Below are 19732 nucleotides of genomic sequence, written 5' to 3'. Positions count from 1 at the left end.
GGTGGGTGAAAACCCACGCGCCTGTGCCTTTAACGCACCGCGCCCTCCACACACGCCCCGTCGATCAGGTACAGCCCGTCTTCCGCCAGCACGACGCCCTCGTCCCTGGCCGGCAGATCTGTCGCGTACTACCTTACCGGCACGTTGCCGGTGTCAACCTGCGCGAAGGTCAGTCCATCCCGGCTGACCCAAAGCCCCTGTCCCCGCCGCCCTGCAAAGACGGCGCCGAATATCGCGCTCACTTCCAACTCCACATCCAGCGGCGATCGGTACGTCACCGGCAAATCGCCCGGTGTCAGCGTCAGGTCACGCCGCACCTCCCACCAGCCGCGCCGGTCCAGCAGGAACAGCCGCTCTCCCCACTGCGTCCAACGCGGATACGGTCCCGTTTCGTCGCGCCCCAGAGCGGGCGCCGCAACGAACCGCGTGCCGTCAAATAACATCCACGTATCCCCGATACGAAAAAGCGGCCGTAGAACATATCCAGTAGCCGAAACGCCATTCCACGGGACGTCCAGTCTCTCGACCTGCTCGCTCACGACCGCATCGTCTGGCTGCACCAGCCTCGGCCCGTCCCGAATGCTGCGCAATGGAAACCCGGCGAAGACGGCGTATGGATAGCCGGGAATCTCGTGAAAATTGAATACCAGACGGGCAGCGGCCGCGCGATCTGTCGGACTACCCTCAATAGCCCGCAAACACCCGGTGTCCGCGAACGCAGCCCCGCCCAGCCAGATCAACAGGCAGCCAAGCAGCCGCCGCACCGCCTCAGCCGCGCAGCGTGCCACTCGTCGCCTTCGTGACCTTCTCGACGATCTTGGCCGAGACGGCCTCGATATCCGCGTCCTTCAGCGTCTTGTCGGTGGGTTGCAGCCGCACCGTCAGCGCAAGGCTCTTCTTGCCCTCGCCCAGGCTGCCGCCGATGAACTCGTCGAAGACCCGCACATCATCGATCAGCACCTTGTCCGCCCCGGCGGCCGCATTGACCAGCGTCAGCGCTTCCACGTCGGCATCCACCACGAAGGCGAAATCGCGTTCCACCGCCTGCAGGTCGCTGATTTTCATCGCGCCCCGATTGGCCCCGGCGTTCCGCGGTTGCGGAATGTCGGCGGGGTAAAGCGTAAAGCCCACGACCGGCCCCTTCACATCCATCTCGCGCAGGATCTTGGGATGCAGCTCGCCAAACACGCCCAGCACCTTCTTGGGCCCCAGGCAGATCATCCCGTGCCGCCCCGGGTGCCACCATTCGGACGCCCCACGCAGGATCTGCACTTTCGCCGGTGCGCCCAGCGCGCCCAGGATCGCCTCGGCATCCGCCTTGGCATCGTACAGGTCCACCGGACGGCTCGCCTTGTGCACATCCTTGGGCCCGGTCCGGCCCACCAGAATGCCGCTCACCTGCACATGCTGCTCCTCCGGCTCGCCGCCGTGAAACGCATGGCCCAGCTCGAAAAGGGCGAGATCCATCGCTCCCCGCGCCTGGTTCTTCGCCGCGGCCTGCAACAATCCCGGCAGCAGGTCGGGCCGCATATGGCTCATCTCGCTGCTGATCGGGTTGGCCAGCATCGTGGCATCATCACCGCCACCGAACAACGTGGCGCTCGCCTTGTCGATGAAACTGTAGGTCACGCATTCGTTGTACCCCAGCGCCGCCGCCGTCCGCCGCGCCGCCCGCTCGCGCTTTTGCGCGGCACTCAGGATCGGCTGCGGCACGCCGGCCTGCATCCGCGGCATCGGGCGGCCCACCAGCTTGGTCAGCGACGCCACCCGCGCCACTTCCTCCACCAGGTCGGCCTCGCCCAGGATATCGGGCCGCCAGCTCGGCACATGCGCCGTGTTGCCCTCCAGCCGGAACCCCAATCGTGTCAGAGTCTGCCGCTGCTCGGCTTCGGGGATCTCCATGCCCACCAGCGACTGAACCTTCGCGGCATCGAGACGATAGGCGCGCGCCACATCCGGCGCCTCGCCCGCCACCACGATGTTGGAGGCCTCGCCGCCGCACAGATCCAGGATCATCTGCGTGGCCAGGTCATGCGCCTCCATGTTGAACGCCGGGTCGATCCCCCGCTCGTTGCGATACCGCGCGTCGGAGTTGATCTTCAGCGCCCGGCCCGTGTGCGCGATCTGGATATGGTCCCACACCGCCGCTTCCAGGAACACGTTCGTGGTCTCGGCGGTACAGCCCGTCGCCAGCCCGCCCATGATGCCGCCGACGCTTTCGATGCCGTTGTCGTCCGAGATCACCACCTGCCCTTTCGAGAAGGTGTATTCCTTCTCGTCCAGCCCGGTGAACGTCTCGCCCCCGCTGGCGCGATGCACCCGCAGGTTCCCCGCAACCTTGTCGGCATCGAAGACGTGAAGCGGCCGGTTCCGGTCATAGGTGAAGAAGTTGGTGATATCCACCAGCGCCGAAATCGGTCGCAAGCCAATGGCACGCAGCCTGTCCTGCAGCCACTCCGGGCTCGGACCGTTGGTCACACCCCGGATCAGCCGTCCGGCAAAGACGAAACACCCGTCCGTTTTGGTATCCTCGTCGATGCTGACGGTGATCGGGCACGGAAACTGCCCCTCAACATGTGCCTTGGGCGCATCCTTCATCGTGCCAAGCCCCCGCGCCGCAAGGTCCAGCGCGATCCCCCGCACCCCCAGCGCATCGGGCCGGTTCGGCGTGATCGCGATCTCGATCACCGGATCGACCTTGGCCGGATCGTTTTCGGCCAGCCAGTCCACGAAGCGCGCACCGACCTCGCCCGAGGGCAACTCGATGATCCCGTCGTGCTCGTCCGAAAGCTCCATCTCGCGCTCTGACGCCATCATGCCGAAACTCTCGATTCCCCGGATCTTGCCCACCCCGATCGTCGTGTCGATCCCCGGCACGTAGACGCCGGGCTTCGCCACAACCACGGTGATGCCTTCGCGGGCATTGGGCGCGCCACAGATGATCTGTTTCACCCCCTCGTCGGTCTCCACCTGGCACACCCGCAGCCGGTCGGCATCGGGATGCTTCTCGGCGCTCACCACCTTGCCGATGGTAAAATCCGCCAGCCGCTCTCCCGGGTTGGAAATCTCCTCCACCTCGAGGCCAAGATCGGTCAGCGCCTCGGCGATCTCCGCCACGCTGGCGGTGGTTTCAAGATGGTCTTTCAGCCAGGACAGGGTGAATTTCATCGTCTCTCATCCATCAGGGGGTCAAACTCGTCCCGGGCGCTTTACCGGATATGTCCCGCGCTTGAAAGAGGGCACCGCAGCGGGGGACCAGTCCCCCACGTCGAAACCTCGGTTTCGACGCCCCCTGGGATATTTCTGGCCAGAAGAAGAGCCAAACGCGTCGCCTCTTCTTCTGGCTCCAAATATCCCGCCGGAAGCGCCTGCCGGCCAAATGCACATCGCGGGAATGACGCGTCACGTTCCCCTCCCTCACCGAGGCGATGCCCAAAGGGCAACGACGAGATATCCTGCGCGGCGCAGCCGCACGATTTTCCTAGAGCGTTTCGCGATTATCCTGAACTACAGCTTACCCGTGAAACGCCGCAAAACACTCAATTGTCGCACGCCTTTCGCCTCTCGCTGCTGCCTCAGGTTAAAGGCGAAACGCTCTAGAAACTCAGTAGGCCGCGCCGCACCAGGTTCAGCCCCGCGATGACCAGCACCGCCATCGTCAGCCGCCGGAACAATCTCTGGTCGATCCGGTCCTGCAACCTGAACCCGATCCAGAGGCCAATCAGCGCCGGCATGATCAACGACAGCGACAACGGCAGCGTGCCGCGGTTGAGTACGCCAGAGGCCGTGTGCGCCCCGGTCAGCAGCACCGCCCCCATGCCGTAGATCACGCCCTGCACCCGCATCTGCTCGGTCTTCTCGGTGTCCAGCGCCGTCAGCATCGCCACCGTCGGCGGCCCCCAGACGCCCGAGATGCCACCGAAGAACCCCGCCACGGCCCCGATCCCCGCTTCCAAGCGCCGCCCCAGGTTGGGCGGCAGGCGCAACGGGCGCCCCGCCAACGCAAAGCCCGCGTAGATGATGATCGGCACCCCGATCAGCAGCAGCATCACCGCCTCCGGGATCACCCGCACGAACTGCGCCGAGACAAGCATCACGACCATTCCCGCCAGCAGGAACACGCGGAACCGCGCCAAAGATCCCCAGGCCGCCCGGACGCCTTGGCGCAACGCCTGCCAGACATTGGAGGCCAATGTCGGCAGGATCAGCCCCGCCAGCGCCACTTCCGGCGGCATCATCGAACTGAGCCCCGAGATCACCACCATCGGCATGGCGAATCCCACCACGCCCTTGACGATCCCGCCCAGCACGGCCACGCCCCAGGCGAAGACCATCACCATCAACCAGTCCGGGCCTAGTAACGCGTCCATGCGCCTCTCGTACCACTTTTCTCGGGGTGCGCACGGCCTAAATTACCGTCACGAAAGGCTGAAATCCACGCGGGCCATCCGGCACCCGCGACACGACAGCGCAATATTCGACCAATTCTCACGCCGCACAAGCAAAATAGTTGCGCTGCACTTGCGAAATGGCTATGCCGGTGCGGCGAAAACCGAAGGAGCTACCTCATGGCGCATGACGGACAGGACGTTGACCTTTCGACCGAGATCCTCCTGGAGGACCTGCTGGACCTGACCGGCAAGGCCGTGCCTCCGGCCGAACAGATCCTCGACAAGGCCAGGGACGCCCTGCGCGACCTCGTCACCGTAGAGGGCCGCGTGTCGTCCCGCGCCGTGGAACAGCACCAGACAGCCAGCCACGGTCTTGCCTGGCTCGCCACCTACGTCGAATCCCTGCGCCAGATGCAGGACTGGGCCACGCGCCTGAAAGACGAGGGCAAATTCGGCGAGGTCGAGCAACTCATCCATCAGATCGCGTTCGGCGAATATCTCTGGCAGATCTACGGCGGCATCCCGATGAACCAGGGCGAGATCCTGCGCCTGCAAGACATCGGTCTGTCCCAGGACGACATGCGCGTCCTGATGACCCCCGAGGTCCAAACGCTCACCCAATCCGGCAACACCCAGGCCGCCCGCATCCGCCTTGTGGCGCTGATGCAGGAACGCGCCGCCGAAATCACCGTCGGCACCACCGGCCTCGACGAAGAGCTTGAGATGATCCGCGAGCAGTTCCGCCGCTACGCCGTCGACAAGATCCTGCCCGAGGCGCATGAATGGCACCTCAAGGACGAGTTGATCCCGATGGAGATCATCGAGGAACTCGCGGAAATGGGCGTTTTCGGCCTCACCATCCCCGAGGAATTCGGCGGCCTCGGCCTCAGCAAGGCGTCCATGTGCGTCGTGTCCGAGGAACTCAGCCGCGGCTATATCGGCGTCGGCTCATTGGGCACCCGCTCGGAAATCGCCGCCGAGCTGATCATCGCCGGCGGCACCGACGCGCAGAAGGAAAAATGGCTGCCGGGCCTCGCCTCGGGCGAGATTCTGCCCACGGCGGTCTTCACCGAGCCCAACACCGGCTCCGACCTCGGCGCGCTCAAGACCCGCGCGAAACAGGATGACAACGGCGACTGGATCCTCAACGGCAACAAGACCTGGATCACCCACGCCGCGCGTACCCACGTGATGACCGTGCTGGCCCGCAGCGTGCAGGGCAGCGACGATTACAAGGGCCTCAGCATGTTCCTCGCCGAAAAGACTCCCGGCACCGACGCGGAGCCGTGGCAGGACCCCGGCATCTCGGGCGGCGAGATCGAGGTACTGGGCTATCGCGGCATGAAGGAATACACGCTCAATTTCGACGACTTCAAAGTGAAGGGCGAGAACCTTCTGGGCGGCGAAGAGGGCAAGGGCTTCAAGCAGCTCATGGAAACCTTCGAATCCGCCCGCATCCAGACCGCCGCGCGCGCCATCGGCGTGGCGCAGAACGCGCTCGACCTCGGGATGCAGTACGCGCAGGAGCGCAAGCAGTTCGGCAAGGAACTGATCGAATTCCCCCGCGTCGCCAACAAGCTGGCGATGATGGCAGTGGAAATCATGATCGCCCGCCAACTGACCTACTATTCCGCTTTCGAAAAGGACGAGGGTCGCCGCTGCGACGTCGAGGCCGGCATGGCCAAGCTTCTGGGCGCGCGCGTGGCCTGGGCCGCCGCCGACAACGCGCTGCAAATTCACGGCGGCAACGGCTTCGCGCTGGAATACCCGGTCAGCCGCGTGCTGTGCGACGCCCGCATCCTTAACATCTTCGAGGGTGCCGGCGAGATCCAGGCACAGGTGATTGCAAGAAGATTGCTCGGCTGATGTTTTCGCGGACCGTCCGGTGGACGGTCTGCCTCGCCGGCACGCGAGATCCAGGCGCAGGTGATTGCAAGACGACTGCTCGGCTAGACGTAGGGCGGGATTTCACCCCGCCACACGTCAAAGATGTGGGACGTTCACGCATCACGCTGCTAGCCCGTCCCGGGCTTGACCCTGCCTGCCCCGGGCCGGATCCGGGGGACCTCCGGTGTCACCACGCACCCATGTAGGGTGGGTGAAAACCCACCATCCCCGTCTCACGCCACGCGGGTTCCCCGGCTCCACACCGCGCGCAGGGCCGGCGCCCCGCCGCGCAGGTCGAAGCGAATGAGGTCCGCCCGCTTGCCGGGCGCAATCTCGCCCCGGTCCTGCAATCCCACGGCCTTCGCCGGAGCCGCAGTCACCGTCGCCAGCCCCCGCGCCATGCAGCCCCAGTCCTGCCCCAGCTTCACCGCTGCCAGAAGCAGCGCCGAAGGCACGTAATCGGACGACAGGACATCCAACAGCCCGGCCTCGGCCAGGTCCCCCGCGGCCACGTTGCCTGAATGCGACCCGCCGCGAATAAGGTTCGGCGCGCCCATGATCACCGCGATGCCCCGCGCGTGGCTGGCCTCCGCCGCCTCCACCGTGGTCGGAAACTCCGCCATCGCCACGCCATAGCCCTTCGAGGTCTCGACCTGCGCCTCGGTCGTATCATCATGGCTCGCCAGCACCGCACCATAGCGCGCCGCCTCGCGCACCGCCGCCGCCTCGTGCCGGTCGCCATTGGCGTCACGCAGCCCCTTCAACTGCGCCACATGCGCCTCGAACTCCGCATCCGACAGCGCGTGCTTGCCCTTCATGTAATCGGCCAGCTTGGTGACATCCCGGAACTGTCGCTGCCCCGGCGTATGGTCCATCAAGCTGACGATCCCGACCCGGTCTTCCGGGCCGAACTCCGCCATCTCCTCCTCCAGCGTTTCCGAACACACCTCCGCCCGCAGGTGCAGGAAATGACTGATCTTCAGCGCGTCCTCCTCGCGCAGCGCCCACAGCTCGCTTGCCAGGCCCCGCGCATAGGCCAGGTACCGCCCACGCCCCGTCGGGATAGACCCCACCCGCATCGCGTCGAACACCGTCGTGATTCCGGTACTCGCCAGTTCCGCGTCATGTGCCAGGATCGCGGCGTTATGCGGCCAGTCCACCTTGGGCCGCGGCTGGATATGCCGCTCCAGGTTGTCGGTATGCAGCTCGATCAGCCCCGGCGCCACGAAGCCAGCCCCGCAGTCGATCGCCCCAGGGTCCACTTGGTCACCCTCCTCGATCCCGGCGATCACGCCACCCTCCACGGTCACGCGGCCGGTCATGACCCGGTCCCGCAGGATCACTCTGGCATTGGCAAGGCAAAACGTCTCTGTCATGGAACCATCACTTGTCTTGAAGTTGAAACATCGGCAAACCCGCGCACATGGCTTTCCAACGCTACGCTGTCTACCACACGCCGCAGGGTGCCCTTGGCCGGTTCGGTGCCGACTGGCTCGGCTGGGACGTGGAAAGTGGCCAACCGACCACGCCGCCCGACATCGAGGGCCTTCCGGCCCCGTGGGATGACATCACCGGCACGCCCCGCAAATACGGCTTTCACGCGACGATCAAGCCACCCTTCCACCTGGCCGAGGGCTGGACGGAAAGCGACCTCCTGACCGCCTTCACCACACATTGCGATCTTGCCGCGCCGGTCACGCTCGACGGGCTGGAACTGGCGCAACTCGGCCGCTTCCTGGCCTTGGTGCCCACCGGCGACACCGGGCCGCTCAACCGCCTTGCCGCCGACACCGTCCGCACGCTCGACCCGTTCCGCGCAGCCCTCACCGACGCCGACCTCGCCCGCCGCCGCGCGTCCGGCCTCACGCCCGAACAGGACGCGCTGCTGCTGCACTGGGGCTACCCCTACGTGATGGACCAGTTCCGCTGCCACTACACCCTGTCGGGCAAACTGCCCAAGGCGCAGGCGCGCCGGCTCCACGCGACTCTCGAGCCAGTGGTCGCACCACTGATCCCGCGCCCCTTTACCCTCGACACGCTCAGCCTCTGCGGTGAAGATGCCCAGGGACGATTCCACTTTATTCATCGCGCCACCCTCTCCGGCTGAAGCTGCGTCCAGACGGCCTCCGCCACCTCGGCCACGGTCCCGGTATTCTCCACCCGGATTACGCGGTCCAGCCCATCAGGCAAGGCAAACCCGGCCCGTTCCAGCCGCGCCGCGATCACCTCGGCGCTTTCCCGCCCGCGCGCCGCCAACCGCGCCGCCAGCACCGCAACCGGTGCGGTCAGATGCACCACCGCAAAGCCGGGAAACATCGCCTGCGCCTCGGCCAGAACCGACCGCGACAGGTTCACAAGGCACAGATGTCCGGCCGCCAGGTCCTCATTCACCGCCACCGGCACGCCATAGCGCAACCCGTGCGCCTGCCAATGCAGCGCAAACGCCTCCGCCAGGACCCGCGCCTCGAACCCGTCCGCGCTCACCGCCTCGAAATTCTCACCGCCCGCCCCCGCGTCCCGCGTGATCACCCGGCGCACCAGCCGCACGCCCGCGTGCCGCGCTGCCAGCGCCTGCATCACGCTGTCCTTGCCCACGCCCGACGGCCCGACAACGCCGATCAACCGCCCCCTATGCCCCAAGGCACACATCACGCCGCCTTCGGGGTAAAGACCGACACGTCGATCTCCCGGTCGCACACCCGCGCCCGCGCCGCCTCGTCATGGAAAATCCCGACAATCGCCGTGCCCCGCGCCTTGGCCTCCTCGATCAGGCTCAGCACCGTCTCGCGATTGGCCGCATCCAGGCTCGCCGTCGGCTCGTCCAGCAGCATCGCCGGATAGCCATGCGCGAAACCGCGCGCGATGTTCACCCGCTGCTGCTCGCCGCCCGAGAATGTCGTCGGGCTCAGCCCCCACAACCCCTCGGGAATATTCAACCGCCCCAACAACTCCTCGGCCCGCGCCATGGCCGCATCCCTGTCCACTCCAACCGATAACAGCGGCTCGGCCACCACCTCCCGCGTCGGCACCCGTGGCACCACCCGAAGGAACTGGCTCACGTACCCCAACGTCTCGCGCCTCAACGCCAGTATCTCGCGCGGCTCGGCCCGGGCCACGTCCACGCCCCCCACCACGATCCGCCCCGACGCGGCCAGGTAGTTGCCATAGATCATCCGCATCAGCGTCGACTTGCCCGCGCCCGACGCCCCCGTCAGCGCCACACATTCGCCTGCCGCGACGCACAGCGACGCCCCCGCCATCACCGGAATGACCGCGCCGCCCTGATTGTGCAGCACGAAGTTCTTCGACACGTTCTCGATCTCGATCATGACCCGGCCTTTTTCTTGCCAAAAATACTCAAATCCCGACGGCTCACACCTGCAACACGCTGGAAACCAGCAACTGCGTGTACCCATGCTGAGGATCGTCAAGCACCTGGTCGGTCAGACCCGTCTCGACGACATGCCCGTCCTTCATCACCATCAGCCGGTCCGCCAGCAGGCGCACCACCGCCAGGTCATGCGTCACGATGATGGCGCTCAGCCCCATTTCGCGCACCAGCCCGCGCAACAGGTCCAACAGCCGCGCCTGCACGCTGACATCAAGGCCCCCCGTGGGCTCGTCCATGAACACCAGCCTTGGCCCCGTCACCAGGTTCCGCGCGATCTGCAACCGCTGCTGCATCCCGCCGGAAAACGCCGTGGGCCGGTCATCCACCCGGTCCTCGGCGATCTCCACCCGGCCCAGCCAGTCGATCGCACTGCTGCGGATGTCCCCGTAATGTCGCGCACCCACGGCCATCAGCCGCTCGCCCACATTGCCCCCCGCACTCACACCCATGCGCAGACCATCCCGCGCGTGCTGATGCACGAAGGCCCAGTCCGTCCGCCCCAGCATCCGCCGCTCGGGCTCGGACATTCTCAGCGTATCGCGTGGCCCCTCCACCGCGGTGTCGAATATCACCTCGCCGGCATCAGGAGCCAGATGACCGGCGAGGCAGCCCAGAAGCGTGGATTTACCCGATCCACTCTCCCCGACGATCCCCATCACTTCGCCCGGATAAAGGTCGAAGGACACGTCCCGGCATCCAACCCGGGGACCATAGAACTTCGCCACATCGCGCACCTGCAAAAGCGGAGTCATCACGCCAGCCCTCCCGCACACGGATTTTTCGAAAAATCCGCTCCAAAATTTTTCCAAAAATTTTGCGCCCCGTGTCTCATGCCGCACCCTCCTCATAGGGCACGCCCTGCGCCCCCACATGCCCGGCGGCCCGGCGCCCCCGGCAGTAATCCGTGTCCGAGCAGACGAACATCCGCCCGCCCGCATCATCCACGATCACCTCGTCGAGGTAGCTGTCCCCGGCCCCGCACAGGTCACAGTCATGCTCCGCCTTGCTCGGCTCGAACGGATGGTCCTCGAAATCGAGGCTCACCACCTCGCACCACGGCGGCAGCGCATAGATCCGCTGCTCCCGCCCTGCACCGAACAGCTGAATGGCCGCCATCTCCATCTTCGGGTTGTCGAATTTCGGTATGGGCGACGGGTCCATCACGTAACGCCCCTCCACCTTCACAGGATAGGCATAGGCGGTGGCGATCGCCCCGTGCTGGCTGATATCCTCGTAGAGCTTCACATGCATCAGCCCGTATTCCTCCAGCGCATGCATCTTCCGCGTCTCGGTCTCGCGCGGCTCCAGGAACCGCAGCGGCTCGGGAATGGGCACCTGGTAGACCAGGATCTGGTCCTCCGTCAGTGTCTCCTCGGGGATCCGGTGCCGGGTCTGGATCAGCGTCGCGCGGCCCGTCTCCTCGGTCGTCTCCACGCCCGCCGTCCGCTCGAAAAACTTGCGGATCGACACCGCGTTCGTCGTATCGTCGGCCCCCTGGTCGATCACCTTCATCCGGTCCTCGGGCACCAGCGTCGCCGCGCTCACCTGCACGCCGCCCGTGCCCCAGCCATAGGGCATCGGCATTTCACGCGACGCGAACGGAACCTGGTAGCCGGGAATGGCCAGCCCCTTCAGAATGGCCCGCCGGATCATCCGCTTGGTCTGCTCGTCCAGATAGGCGAAATTGTACTCGTTCACAGCAACCCCCGCTCTGTCAGGTCCCGGCGCAGCGCGTCGGGAGAGGTGAAATGATGCGCCTGCCAGCCCGCCTTGCGCGCGCCTGCCGCATTCGCGGCACTGTCGTCGATGAACAGGCAGTCGCCCGGACTCAGCTTGTTGCGCCGGCAAAGAAGGTCATAGATCTCGCGGTCGGGCTTGATCCGCCCCTCATGCCCCGACACCACCACGTCCTCGAACGCCTCGCCCAGCTGCGGATGCACCTCCAGCGCGACGGGCCAGGTATCGGCGGCAAAATTGGTCAGGCCGTAAATCGCATGCCCTTTGCTGCGCAGCCGCTCCATCAGCGACCATGTCTCACGGATCTTGTCCCGGATCGTCAGGTGAAACCGGTCGAAATACCCATCCAGCAAAGCAGCATGGCCCGCCGGCACCGCCGCCACCGCCTCTTGCCGGGTGCGCCCGCGATCCTGTTCGAGGTTCCAGGCATAGAAATCCGCGTCTATCAGGAAGGCGTCGATCTCTGCTTCGCTGTCGAACGCATGCCGGAACGCCGCATGCGGATCCCAGGCGATCAATACGTTGCCGATATCGAATACGATATTCACGCCACGCCCTCCCGTCCGCGCGCATACCGCGCCAACCGTTCCTCCAGCGTGCCCGTGTGCAACTCCAGCAAATGCCCATCCGGCGCATGGAAATACACCGATCGCCCCTCGCCCTCGACCCTTGCCCGCGGCGGACGCATCTCCAGCCCCAGCGCCTCGATCCGCGCCACGCGCGCCTCGAAATCGGCCTCGTCCACCTTGAACGCGACGTGGTTATAGGTCCGCTCTGCCAGCGGCGCGCCCTTCATGATCGCGACCCACACGTCGCCCACCATGAAAAACCGCTCCTCGGACAGCGAGAATTGCTCGGGCCCGCTGGCATAGACACAGCGCGCCTCCAGAACCTCCTCCAGCACCCGCTGCATCCGGTCCAGATCGGCACAGACAAAGGTGATATGCGACAGCCCCGCACTCATTCCGCCGCCTCCCGCGCCTCTTGGCCTTCCGCCTCGCGCCGTAATTTCCGCACCAGCTCCAGCTCGCTCTGGAAATCCACGTAATGCGGCAGCTTGATGTGCTCCAGGAACCCGGTCGCCTGGATGTTGTCGGCATGCATCAGGACGAACTCCTCGTCCTGCGCCGGCGCGCCCACGTCATCCTCGCCCAATTCCTTCCAGCGCAGCGCCCGGTCCACCAACGCCATGGAAATCGCCTTGCGCTCGGTCTGCCCAAAGACCAGCCCATAGCCCCGCGTGAACTGCGGCGGCTCTGTCTTGGACCCCTTGAACTGGTTCACCGTCTCGCATTCGGTCAGGGTGATCTCGCCGATCCCGATGGCGAACCCCAGCTCGGGCACCTCCATCTCGACCTCCACCGTGCCGATGCGCAGCTCCCCCACGAAGGCGTGGTTGCGCGCGTATCCCCGCTGGGTCGAGTACGCCATGCCCAGCACGAACCCCTCGTCGCCCCGCGTCAGCGATTGCAGCCGCAGCGCCCGGCTCGCCGGCAACTCCATCGGCTCGCGCGTCAGGTCCGGCGGCGTGGCGTCACTTTCGTCCTCGGTCTGGATCAGCCCCTCGCGGTTCAGAAACCCGGTGATATGCGGCACCGCCGCCTCCAATGCCGCCGCCTCCGGCGCGTCCGGGAGGTCCCCTTCGGCCGCCAGTTTGAAATCCAGCAGACGGTGCGTGTAGTCGAAGGTCGGCCCCAGAACCTGCCCGCCCGGCGCATCCTTGAACGTGGCCGAGATCCGGCGGTCACACACCATCTCGTCCGTCTCCACCGGCTCGGACGCACCGAACCGCGGCAGCGTCGTGCGATAGGCCCGGATCAGGAAAATCGCCTCGATCAGATCCCCCCGCGCCTGCTTGATCGCCAGCGCGGCCAGGTCCGGATCGTATAGCGAGCCTTCCGCCATCACCCGATTGACGGCAAGGCTCAATTGCTCCCGGATCTGCGCCACCGACAGTTCCGCAATGCCGGTATCGCCCCGCCGTTCCTCGGCCAGCCACGCATGGGCGTTTTCAATGGCCCGCTCGCCGCCTTTCACCGCAACATACATGGCTCAGCCCTCCACTTTCGTGGTTCGTGGCAACGCCGCCACGCGGTCGCCACAGGTGAAAAAGAAATCCAGGCCCAGCGGAAACGCCGACGCATTGCGCTGGAACGCCGCCACCTCGGGCAGGCTCAATCGCGCCGTCTCCCTGATGCCCGGCCCGCGCAGCACCGCGCCTTCCGCCACCAGTTCCGACATTTCGACGATCAATGTCGTCGACCGGTCGGGGTATTCCGGCGTCCCCACCGGATACGCCTCCAGCGGGCCCAGTGCCTCCCACGTCCCCAGCGCGAACATCGCCCCCTCCGGCCCCGGCCCCGCGAAAGGCGCGCCTGTGTGAAACGTGATCCACTCCCGCACGGCGGGCGCATCAAAGTCTCCGGCCAGGTACACAGGCGTCTCCGCATCGCACAGCGTCAGCACCAGCACCCCGGCGGCCACCGACAACGGCGCAGGCGGCACGGCCCCTGCCAGGTCCTCGATCCGCCCGGGCCGCGCCATCGCGTTCATCGCCCCGCGAAACGCCCGTGCCGCATCCACCGGCGCATCGCCGAACCCGCCTGTCAGTGCCTCGGTGTGCATCAATCCTCTCCCCGCTGCATGGTAAAGAACTCCACCTTGGTCGCCGCCGCCTTGGCCCGGCGCTTCGCCTTTGCCGCCACCAACGCCTCGGTCAGCGGCCCCACGATCCCCTCGCGCACCCGGCCCGCATCCTCGGTCTGCATCAGCGCATCCACCAACGCGGCGTTCGTCGCATGACCCTTGTTGCGCCCCTGCACGTAGCCATGCCCAACCGCGCCACAGCCCAACCGCAGCGAACAGCGCGTCACCGTCATTTCGCCCAAGTTGAACGGCGCTCCCGTCGCCCCGGTCCGGCCGCGCACCATCACCGCCCCAACCTCCGGCGCACGCAGCATCTCGTGCTCCGGTTTCAGGCCAAGCCCCTCCCACAGCCGCGCCAGGTCGGCGGCGGGGGCCTTGGCCAGCGTGCTCATCCACGCCTGTCTCTCGGAATTTTCGGTCATCTAGACACCTTGCGAAGTTGTCTAACTTACTATACAACTAGACAAATCTATAGCGCATCGCCCCCGAGTCGCCAAGCCCCCACCCCGTGAAAGTTTCATGACATGCCGCCCAATACCGCCCCAAGAACGCCTGTCTGGAAATCCATTCTCGCCACGCTCACCGACGACATCGCGGCGGGCCGCTACGCCCCCGGCGACAAGCTTCCTACCGAGGCCGAACTGGCCCGCCGCTTCGGCGTCAACCGCCACACCGTTCGCCGGGCGCTCGCGGACATGGCCGAGGCCGGCACCGTCTTTCCCCGCCGCGGCGCGGGAGTTTTCGTCGCTCAAAAGCCAACCGATTACCCTTTGGGCGAGCGCGTGCGGTTCCAGACCAACCTGCGCGCCGCCGGTCGCCTGCCCTCGCGCCGCGCCCACTTGATCGAAACCCGCGCCGCCGACGCCACCGAGGCCGAAGCGCTGGCCCTCGCCCCCGGCGACCTCGTGCATTCCTACGATGGCCTCTCGCTCGCCGATGACCAGCCGCTTGCCCTTTTCCGCTCCGCCTTTCCGGCTGCCCGCCTGCCTGACCTGCCGGATGCCCTGCGCCGGCACAATTCCATCACCGAAAGCCTCCGCGCCGTCGGCATCCCCGACTATACCCGCGCCTGGACGCGCGTCGCCGCGCGGTTGGCCTCCCCCACCCAGGCGGGCCACCTTCAGATCCGCGAAGGCGCGCCTCTCCTGCGCACCGTCTCGCTCAATCTCGACCCGAACGGCCATCCGCTGGAATACGGCCGCACGTGGTTTTCCGGCGATAAGGTCACGCTGACCCTCGGCGACGCCCTGCCCGAAAATGCACCAGAAAAAGACACGCAGAATTAACCATTTGTCACTCCCACGATACAAACCCACGCTACCTTGACACGAAACGAGCGAGAGCAGTGTGATGGCCCCGAAACCCTGCGACATGCGCCTGACAGGCGCGCGCGTCCTGCGCGACGGCGAGTTGCAACGCCGCTCCGTCGTTGTCCGGCAGGGCGTCATCGGCAAGGGCCCGCTGCCCGAGGTCGACCTTTCGGGCTATCTCGTCCTGCCCGGTATCATCGACCTGCATGGCGACGCGTTCGAGCGCCACATCGCGCCGCGCCCCTCCGCGCCGTTTCCGCTTCTCGACGGTCTGGCCGCCACCGACCGCGACGCCGCCTCGAACGGCATCACCACCGCCTGGCTGGCGCAAAGCTGGTCCTGGGAAGGTGGCCACCGCGCGCCCGACCAGGCCGAGGCGCTGGCCCAGGCGCTCGCCGCCTACCGCCCCCGGATGCAGACCGACCTGCGCCTTCAGATCCGCTGCGAAACGCATCTCACCGACAGCGCCGAGCGCCTGCTTGCGCTGATCGACACGCATGACATCGACTACGTCGTCTTCAACAACCACCTCGATGACGCGCTCGACGCCGCCCAGACCCGGCCCGCCACGCTGGCCCGTTGGGCCGAAGAGGCCCGCCGCTCGCCGCAGCAACACCTCGCCGCGCTGCGCGCCGCCAAGAAGAACGCCACCTTCGTGCCCCGTTTCCTGTGTCGCCTTGCCGAGGGCTTCGACCGCCGCGGCGTCCTTTACGGCAGCCATGACGACCCCGACGCCGAAACGCGCGAGACCTATTCGATGATCGGCGCCAAGATCTGCGAATTCCCGGTGACGCGCGCCGCCGCCCGGCTGGCCACGGCGGTGGGCGACCCGGTCCTGATGGGCGCCCCCAACGTGGTGCGCGGCGGCTCGCAGGCCGGCAACGCCGCCGCCGAGGACCTGATCGAGGCCGGCCATTGCGACGCGCTGGTGTCCGACTACCACTACCCGTCGCTGGCCCGCGCCGCCTTCGCGCTCGTGGACAAGGGCCTGCGCACGCTTCCCTCCGCCTGGGCGCTCATCAGCAGCACCCCCGCGCACATCATGCGCCTGCCCGACCGGGGCGAGATCGACTATGGCCGCCGCGCCGACCTCGTGGTGGTGAACGAAGCCACCCGCCAGATCGAGGCCACCCTCTGCGCCGGCCGCATCACGCATCTCGCAGGCGAGGCCGCCACCCGCTTCTTCGGCGCGGGCACCGAACTTGCCATGGCCGCAGAGTAAGGCGTTTCTCGATGAACTGTGTCACAGCTTATCGTGATACGCCGCGCAACACTCGATCGTTGCACGCGTTTCGCCTTCAGCTGATGGCGCAGGTTAAAGGTGAAACGCTTCGGCCTGTCACCCAGCTTTCACCGAGCCGACACATCCCTGTTGCACGACTCGGCCATACAGACCTCGTTCACTTGTCCCCGAACACCAAGCATTTTTCATGACCAAACCGGGCGGCCTTCGGGCCGTCCTTTTAATATGGAAAGGGCACTGCATCACGCCAATCCGTAGGGTGGGTTTCAAACCCACCGCGCGCCTCACCCTTCGTATTTCTCCAAAAACGCCTCCGCCGGCAGCTCCCGGAAATCCTCCAACGCCGCACGCAGCCGGTCATGCGACCAATCCCACCAGCCCAGGCCCATAACCCGCTCCGCCACCTCCGGCGCAAGCCTTGCCCTGACCGGCACCGCCGGAACTCCGGCGACAATCGTGTAAGGCGCCACGTCCCGCGTCACCACCGCGCCCGACGCCACCACGGCCCCGTGCCCCACGGTGACCTCCGGCTTCACCTGCGCATTGTGCCCCAGCCAGGTGTCATGTCCGATCACTGCGCGCCGCGCCTTGCGCCGACCGAACCACTCCGCGTCATCCTCCGCGTCGTCCCAGTAACTGGCCGACCGGTACATGAAATGATGCAGGCTCGCCCGGTCCAGCGGATGATCCGTGGCGCCCACCCGCACGAAGCTCGCGATATTGGAAAACTTGCCCACCTGCGCGTTGGCGATATCGCACATCCGGTCGCAATAGGAATAATCCCCGAAAACCGACTGCGCCACGCGGCTTCCCCGGCCCACCTCGCAAAAGGCACCAAAGGAACTGTCGGAAATCGCGCACTCCGGATGGATCAGCGGCGCGTCGGCACTCAGCTTCGGCATCCTGCCCTAGTGCCCCGCGTCATCCGACTGGATCAGCCGCCGCCGCAGCATCCCCGACACCCAGTCCATGAAGATCACCATCAGCACGACCAGGACGATGTAATAGGTCACCTCTTCCCAATCCTTCTGGGTGATGATCGCCTGCGTCAGCAACAGGCCAATCCCACCCCCGGTGATCGCGCCGATGATGGTGGCCGACCGCGTGTTGCTCTCCAGGTAATACAGCACCTGGCTCAGCAGGACCGGCGTCACCTGCGGAATGACACCGAACCGATACCGCTGCACCGGCTTGGCGCCCGTCGACTGCACACCCTCGATCTGCTTCTCGTCCACGTTCTCCAGCGCCTCGGAAAACAGCTTCCCGAACGAGCCTGTGTCCGTCAGCAATATCGCCAGCGCGCCCGTCAACGGCCCCAGCCCGAACGCCCGCGTCAGCACGATGGTCCAGATCAGCGCATCGACCCCGCGCAGGAAGTCGAACAGACGCCGGAACGCGAAGCGTACCGTCTTCAGCGGGGCAAAGTTCTTGGCCGCTATGAACGCGACGGGCAGCGCCACTATGGCCGCCCCCATCGTGCCCAGGAACGCCATCAGGATGGTCTCGAAAATGGCCCACATCACGTCCGAATGCCGCCACATCTCGTTATACCAGAAATCGTCCCAGATCTCGCCCGCCTCGCCACTGAACGCGCGGCCAATCACCTGTCCGAAACTCATCCCGTGATAGGGGCTGTCCAGCGTGAAGAAAAACAGCTCCCAGCCGGTGAAGTACCGAAACACCTCCGCCCGGTTGCGCGTGACCGACAAGCGCCCCGCCTCGGTCGTGATCGCCAGCCGGTTCTTGGAACTGTTGATCCACTCCGGCAATTCGCCGTCCGGAAACTCCTGCACCACGCCCTGGCTGCGGCTGGGCGTCGCCCGGATCACTCCGTATCCCGGCACGTCATAGCTGATCGTCTCGGGGCCAAAGACCACCATGTGACCGTCCCCAAGGTCGATCACCGTGTCACGTCCCAGTTCCACCCACTCAGGCGCCTCGCCCTCGGGATATTCGCCTTTCCGCTCACCCTCGATGGCCACCTCGACGCTGGCATCGCGGTTGTCCCGCGTCACGTGCACCTTGTAGCTATAGGTATCCGCCACCAGCGCCCGCGCGTTCTCGGCGCTCGCCCTCTGCATCAGCCCCGGCACGTCGAAGGCGAAAAACACATAGACGAAATAGGCCAGGATCAGCGCCGGCACGCCAAAGGCCACCATCCGCTTGCGCTGAAACAGCGTGGCCGTCTGCGCCATCAGCGCATCGGTATCGGTCACCTTGGTGTTCATCGACGTCGCGCTCATCGGTGCATCTCCACCTTGCGTCCGTGAACCAGCCGGTCCCGGAAATGGCTCGACAGCTGGTCGAACAGGATGATCGTGGCGAACAGCATCAGGAACATCGCCGCCGCCTCGTCATAGCGCCCCTGCCCCCAGCTGATCGCGTTCTTCAGCTCGTAGCCAAGGCCCCCTGCGCCCACGAAGCCAAGGATCGCCGAGGCACGGATATTGATCTCGAACCGCATCAGCGCATAGCTCAGCCAGTTCGGCGCCACCTGCGGCACCACCCCCAGCATCATCCGCTGGCTCCACGTCGCACCCACCGATTCCAGCCCGTCCAGCGGCTTCAGCGACGCGTTCTCGTTCACTTCCGAGAACAGCTTGCCCAGCGCCCCCGACGTGTGGAACGCAATCGCGATCATCGCCGGCACCGGCCCGCCGCCCAGCACGAAAATCAGGATCAGCGCGATCACGATCTCGGGCACCGCGCGGGTGATGTCCATGATCCGCCGGAACACCGGCACCAGCCTCGGGAACCGCGCCAGCCCGCGGGTGGACAAGAGCGAAAGCACGACCGCCGCCAATGCACCCACCAGCGTACTGACCGCGGCGATGTTCACCGTCTCCAGCAGCGCTGGGAAAAACGTCACGAAATGCGCCGGAAGCTGCCCGATCTTCTCCACAGCCTCGGCCACCACCTCGCCGGGATAATCAAAGAAATTGTCCAGCCCCCCGATGAAGGACCCGCCATTGCGCTCTTCGGCGAGGCGAAACCCCGACACCATCAACAGGATGAAGACCAGCAACGTGATCCCCGAATAAAGCCGCCGCCTCGACACCTGCGCCATGTAGGTCGCCTGCATGTCGCTCAGCGGCCGCGCGCCGCCGGATTGGGTCACATCTGCCAT

20 protein-coding genes are annotated in these 19732 nt (G+C 66.0%); 4 read left to right on the top strand and 16 right to left on the bottom strand.

What is annotated here, in order from left to right:
- Positions 1–128 precede the first annotated feature (128 nt).
- From C2I35_RS05690 to C2I35_RS05680, 3 genes are all read right to left on the bottom strand, one after another.
- On the bottom strand, positions 129–788 hold the full coding sequence (locus C2I35_RS05690) for a hypothetical protein (protein ID WP_103762075.1): 660 nt from the start codon (positions 786–788) through the stop codon (positions 129–131).
- The gene (gene pheT, locus C2I35_RS05685) at positions 769–3168 is read right to left on the bottom strand and encodes a phenylalanine--tRNA ligase subunit beta (RefSeq protein ID WP_103762074.1); all 2400 of its coding nucleotides are present in this window, start codon (positions 3166–3168) and stop codon (positions 769–771) included. Before pheT ends, C2I35_RS05690 begins: the two co-directional genes overlap by 20 nt.
- Positions 3169–3596: 428 nt before the next feature.
- A complete protein-coding gene (locus C2I35_RS05680; protein ID WP_103762073.1) occupies positions 3597–4370 on the bottom strand; it encodes a sulfite exporter TauE/SafE family protein in 774 nt (257 codons plus the stop codon).
- A 198-nt stretch (positions 4371–4568) separates the two neighbouring features.
- Here C2I35_RS05680 and C2I35_RS05675 point away from each other — a divergent pair, with 198 nt between their 5' ends.
- Positions 4569–6257 (top strand): acyl-CoA dehydrogenase family protein, encoded by a 1689-nt coding sequence (locus C2I35_RS05675; protein ID WP_103762072.1) that lies wholly within the window; start codon positions 4569–4571, stop codon positions 6255–6257.
- Positions 6258–6511: 254 nt separating this feature from the next.
- On the opposite strand, the gene C2I35_RS05670 is transcribed toward C2I35_RS05675, so the two are convergent.
- A complete protein-coding gene (locus C2I35_RS05670; protein ID WP_103762071.1) occupies positions 6512–7654 on the bottom strand; it encodes an alpha-D-ribose 1-methylphosphonate 5-triphosphate diphosphatase in 1143 nt (380 codons plus the stop codon).
- A gap of 47 nt (positions 7655–7701) precedes the next feature.
- Between C2I35_RS05670 and C2I35_RS05665 the strand changes: the two genes are divergently transcribed.
- A complete protein-coding gene (locus C2I35_RS05665; RefSeq protein WP_103762070.1) occupies positions 7702–8385 on the top strand; it encodes a DUF1045 domain-containing protein in 684 nt (227 codons plus the stop codon).
- Here the strand turns inward: C2I35_RS05665 and phnN are convergent.
- The 9 genes from phnN to phnG form a co-directional block, all read right to left on the bottom strand.
- The gene (gene phnN, locus C2I35_RS05660; RefSeq protein ID WP_342749717.1) at positions 8361–8900 is read right to left on the bottom strand and encodes a phosphonate metabolism protein/1,5-bisphosphokinase (PRPP-forming) PhnN; all 540 of its coding nucleotides are present in this window, start codon (positions 8898–8900) and stop codon (positions 8361–8363) included. The two genes, C2I35_RS05665 and phnN, sit on opposite strands and share 25 nt — an antisense overlap.
- Positions 8901–8926: 26 nt before the next feature.
- Positions 8927–9607: a phosphonate C-P lyase system protein PhnL gene (phnL, locus tag C2I35_RS05655; protein WP_103762068.1), complete on the bottom strand. Its 681-nt coding sequence runs from the start codon at positions 9605–9607 to the stop codon at positions 8927–8929.
- A 43-nt stretch (positions 9608–9650) separates the two neighbouring features.
- A complete protein-coding gene (phnK, locus tag C2I35_RS05650; protein ID WP_103762067.1) occupies positions 9651–10421 on the bottom strand; it encodes a phosphonate C-P lyase system protein PhnK in 771 nt (256 codons plus the stop codon).
- A gap of 76 nt (positions 10422–10497) precedes the next feature.
- The gene (locus C2I35_RS05645) at positions 10498–11367 is read right to left on the bottom strand and encodes an alpha-D-ribose 1-methylphosphonate 5-phosphate C-P-lyase PhnJ (RefSeq protein ID WP_103762066.1); all 870 of its coding nucleotides are present in this window, start codon (positions 11365–11367) and stop codon (positions 10498–10500) included.
- Positions 11364–11954, bottom strand: coding sequence for an HAD family hydrolase (locus C2I35_RS05640; protein WP_103762065.1), 591 nt, complete (start codon positions 11952–11954; stop codon positions 11364–11366). The genes C2I35_RS05645 and C2I35_RS05640 overlap by 4 nt, the downstream gene beginning before the upstream one ends.
- On the bottom strand, positions 11951–12370 hold the full coding sequence (fosX, locus tag C2I35_RS05635; RefSeq protein WP_103762064.1) for a FosX/FosE/FosI family fosfomycin resistance hydrolase: 420 nt from the start codon (positions 12368–12370) through the stop codon (positions 11951–11953). The genes C2I35_RS05640 and fosX overlap by 4 nt, the downstream gene beginning before the upstream one ends.
- On the bottom strand, positions 12367–13455 hold the full coding sequence (locus C2I35_RS05630; RefSeq protein WP_103762063.1) for a carbon-phosphorus lyase complex subunit: 1089 nt from the start codon (positions 13453–13455) through the stop codon (positions 12367–12369). Before C2I35_RS05630 ends, fosX begins: the two co-directional genes overlap by 4 nt.
- Before the next feature lie 3 nt (positions 13456–13458).
- Positions 13459–14031 (bottom strand): phosphonate C-P lyase system protein PhnH, encoded by a 573-nt coding sequence (phnH, locus tag C2I35_RS05625; RefSeq protein WP_103762062.1) that lies wholly within the window; start codon positions 14029–14031, stop codon positions 13459–13461.
- Complete coding sequence (gene phnG / locus C2I35_RS05620) at positions 14031–14474, bottom strand: phosphonate C-P lyase system protein PhnG (protein WP_103762061.1); 444 nt, start codon at positions 14472–14474, stop codon at positions 14031–14033. Before phnG ends, phnH begins: the two co-directional genes overlap by 1 nt.
- Before the next feature lie 102 nt (positions 14475–14576).
- On the opposite strand from phnG, the gene phnF reads away from it, so the two are divergent.
- Entirely contained in the window at positions 14577–15338 is a 762-nt protein-coding gene (phnF, locus tag C2I35_RS05615; RefSeq protein ID WP_103762060.1) for a phosphonate metabolism transcriptional regulator PhnF, read from the top strand.
- A gap of 64 nt (positions 15339–15402) precedes the next feature.
- Entirely contained in the window at positions 15403–16584 is a 1182-nt protein-coding gene (locus C2I35_RS05610; RefSeq protein WP_103762059.1) for an alpha-D-ribose 1-methylphosphonate 5-triphosphate diphosphatase, read from the top strand.
- A 305-nt stretch (positions 16585–16889) separates the two neighbouring features.
- Here the strand turns inward: C2I35_RS05610 and C2I35_RS05605 are convergent, their stop codons facing one another.
- Genes C2I35_RS05605 through phnE (C2I35_RS05595) form a run of 3 tightly spaced genes read right to left on the bottom strand, consistent with a single transcriptional unit; the run spans position 16890 to position 19732 of the window.
- Positions 16890–17507, bottom strand: a complete 618-nt coding sequence (locus C2I35_RS05605) for an LbetaH domain-containing protein (RefSeq protein WP_103762058.1) — start codon at positions 17505–17507, stop codon at positions 16890–16892.
- Positions 17508–17513: 6 nt separating this feature from the next.
- Entirely contained in the window at positions 17514–18833 is a 1320-nt protein-coding gene (gene phnE, locus C2I35_RS05600; protein WP_103762483.1) for a phosphonate ABC transporter, permease protein PhnE, read from the bottom strand.
- An 11-nt stretch (positions 18834–18844) separates the two neighbouring features.
- The gene (gene phnE / locus C2I35_RS05595; RefSeq protein ID WP_103762057.1) at positions 18845–19732 is read right to left on the bottom strand and encodes a phosphonate ABC transporter, permease protein PhnE; all 888 of its coding nucleotides are present in this window, start codon (positions 19730–19732) and stop codon (positions 18845–18847) included.

The organism is Roseovarius confluentis, from assembly GCF_002917925.1.
GTDB lineage: Bacteria > Pseudomonadota > Alphaproteobacteria > Rhodobacterales > Rhodobacteraceae > Roseovarius > Roseovarius confluentis.
This window is presented reverse-complemented; position numbering and strand designations above follow the sequence as displayed.